Here is a 2,474-nt window from a genome sequence, read left to right on the forward strand (position 1 = left end):
ATCCCCAACCTAAAGGTTGGGGTATTCGTGACCCTCTGCGCTCCCTTGTAATAAACAAATTTTACCTCAAACCAATGCATAAATTGGAGTTAGCTTAATAACCTAAAAAGCGAAATAATTTTAGGATAGAATAAACTCAAATACAGTCTCAAACATTAAATTCAAGTATTGAAACCTCTAAATGAGTAATAGATGAGCAATCTTACCCCGATTTACCAAAAAAGTATAAGAGATTTGAAATCCCTCCTTATTGAGTTTTTCAAAGAAGAAAACGCTATTGTAATACTTTTTGGTTCGCGAGCAAGAGGGGATTATAGTAGAGTTTCGGACATAGACATTGGAATTCTTCCAAAAAATAGATTGGACAGGAAAAAACTGGTCTTATTGAAAGAAAAGATTGATAATCTTAATTTTCCCTATACTGTTGATGTGGTAGATCTTTCCAAAGTCTCGGAAGCTTTTAGAGAAAAGGCACTTAGAGAGGGTATTGTTTGGAAAAGTTAAGGCTTAGATCTGAAACTGCAATGAAAGCATTGAGAACTTTAGAAGAAATTGTTGATGAACCCTATTCAACAATAGTTAGAGATGCTTCAATTAAAAGATTTGAGTACTCATTTGATATTTTCTGGAAAGTCATAAAAGATTATCTTCGAATTAAGGAAGGCATTGAGTGTGCTTCACCTAAGTCTTGCTTTAGAGAAGCATTTAAAGTAGGTATACTTTCTGAGGAAGAAACTGTAAAAGTTCTTGAAATGACCGACGATAGAAATCTCAGTACTCATACTTATGATGAAGAAGCTATAGAAGAAATCTACCAACAAGTCAGAGATTACTGGGAGCTGATGGACAATATTTGCAAGCGAATTATAGAATCTTCAAAAAATCACTAACAAACACATGAAGTATATTAAAATTATAAAGCTCATAGGTTTTTACACAAAATACACAGGTTTTACAATAAAACCTGTGCATTAGTAAAAATCCGAACATTTTATGCTAAGACGTTGCCATAGTTTTAATCTTCTGATGGAAAAGGCATTATTTGATATTTCTTTACATCTTGCATGTATGATTTCCAATGTTCATTCATTTTTTTTATTGTGTTTTTATCTGTTATAGTGAGATCTTGTCCATATATTGGGTTTTTTGAAAAAATTATTGGAGTAATTCCACTTACGTGATCCCATGTAAATAAAATGCATATTCCGTAATAAACTGGCTCATTGGTTATACTAAATTCAGGTAATAGGTAAATTGTAGTTTCATCTCCTGTTGAGGCCTTATTAATTATTATTAGTTTGTTTCCTCTTATCCCTGCTTCAGAAATATGGTCTTGTTTTTCCATAGTGCTAGGAGTAGTTATTGTCACTGTTGCATGAAGATAACCTGGAATTGATGTTTTAGAAAAATCATAGGTAGCATATCGCCAACAAAACTCTTCATTATATTTTGTAACATGATATAAGTGCCATGTTTGTCTTAAATTTAATTCAATTATTCGATCTTCTTTTGATGAGCCTATCCCAAAAGTAATATTATGTTGAAATTATAAATTTACTTTTATGTCATTTCGTGAAATCGATGATGTTCTATGGGAATCCATGGAACCTTATCTTCCTCCACAGAAATCATATACAGGAAGGCCACGTGCAAATATGAGAAAGTTAATGAACGGTATTTTGTACGTTGTTATGACAGGTTGTACGTGGAAAGACGTTCCCAGGAAATATGGATCTAAGTCAACAGTACATAAATTCCATCTATATCTGTGTGAACATGGTATTTATCAGAAGATTTTCAATGAACTTTTAAACAAAGGTTACGATTTGAATAAAATAGGTCTTTCTCACTGCTTTACTGATACAAAGGATGTTCCGGCTAAAAAAGGGGGAATATCGGTTACGATGGACACAAAAAAATAAAAGGAATAAAAATAAGCGTTTTAGTAGATCTACAGGGTTTACCTCTCTCGATTATTATTGTTCCTGCAAATAAGAATGATTCTACACTTTATATACCTACACTTAAAAATTTTAATATAAAGAGACCTGTAGGAAGGCCTGTTAACAGGCCTTCCAAAGTAACAGCTGATGCAATGTATGATACAGCTAAAATTAGAAAATATAACAGGAGAAGAGGAATAAAGTCCAATATACCAGTAAATAAAAGAAATAGGAAGAAAAAGAAGAGAGGAAGACCAATAAGTGCGACAAGAAGTTAAATCATGAATTGCGGAAACGCTACTCCTTCCATTCGGAGCAATCCTACCAGGATGTGCGTCACTAGTAATGGTGGGGTGCAAAGCTCCTGGGACAATGTGAAGACCTCTGAAAGTCCAATTCAGAATACTTGCTAGGATAAGGGTTCTATGGAGAACGTAAAGTGAATCATTGCAAGAGTCGTTACTTCCAACAAGCGAAACTGGACTTGCGCTTGAACCAAAAGGTACGGAATCAGACTGTAGTGGTTTTATT

Annotated in this window: 5 protein-coding genes; 4 read left to right on the plus strand and 1 reads right to left on the minus strand. The window is 33.7% G+C overall.

All coding sequences use genetic code 11. The annotated features are described in order from the left end of the window. Positions 1–192: 192 nt before the first annotated feature. Positions 193–504 carry a nucleotidyltransferase family protein gene (locus tag ASJ81_RS10975; protein ID WP_095644485.1) on the plus strand — a complete coding sequence of 104 codons (312 nt, stop codon included), beginning with the start codon at positions 193–195 and terminating at the stop codon, positions 502–504. Further along, positions 492–890, plus strand: coding sequence for an HI0074 family nucleotidyltransferase substrate-binding subunit (locus tag ASJ81_RS10980; RefSeq protein WP_095644486.1), 399 nt, complete (start codon positions 492–494; stop codon positions 888–890). The genes ASJ81_RS10975 and ASJ81_RS10980 overlap by 13 nt, the downstream gene beginning before the upstream one ends. A gap of 125 nt (positions 891–1,015) precedes the next feature. Here the strand turns inward: ASJ81_RS10980 and ASJ81_RS10985 are convergent, their stop codons facing one another. After that, complete coding sequence (locus tag ASJ81_RS10985) at positions 1,016–1,345, minus strand: hypothetical protein (RefSeq protein WP_095644487.1); 330 nt, start codon at positions 1,343–1,345, stop codon at positions 1,016–1,018. 217 nt (positions 1,346–1,562) lie between these two features. Here ASJ81_RS10985 and ASJ81_RS24215 point away from each other — a divergent pair, with 217 nt between their 5' ends. Both ASJ81_RS24215 and ASJ81_RS10995 read left to right on the plus strand, forming a co-directional pair. After that, a complete protein-coding gene (locus ASJ81_RS24215) occupies positions 1,563–1,922 on the plus strand; it encodes a transposase (RefSeq protein WP_095644265.1) in 360 nt (119 codons plus the stop codon). Positions 1,923–1,933: 11 nt separating this feature from the next. Then, positions 1,934–2,221: a transposase gene (locus ASJ81_RS10995; RefSeq protein ID WP_245860007.1), complete on the plus strand. Its 288-nt coding sequence runs from the start codon at positions 1,934–1,936 to the stop codon at positions 2,219–2,221. The last annotated feature ends 253 nt before the right edge of the window (positions 2,222–2,474 follow it).

It is taken from the genome of Methanosarcina spelaei (assembly GCF_002287235.1).
GTDB lineage: Archaea > Halobacteriota > Methanosarcinia > Methanosarcinales > Methanosarcinaceae > Methanosarcina > Methanosarcina spelaei.

What these genes read in the sequence shown, in the direction of transcription:
- ASJ81_RS10975 (WP_095644485.1), top strand. Translation starts at nt 193, where the DNA reads ATGAGCAATCTTACCCCGATTTACCAAAAAAGTATAAGAGATTTGAAA.
- ASJ81_RS10985 (WP_095644487.1), bottom strand. Translation starts at nt 1,345, where the DNA reads ATGGAAAAACAAGACCATATTTCTGAAGCAGGGATAAGAGGAAACAAA.
- ASJ81_RS24215 (WP_095644265.1), top strand. Translation starts at nt 1,563, where the DNA reads ATGTCATTTCGTGAAATCGATGATGTTCTATGGGAATCCATGGAACCT.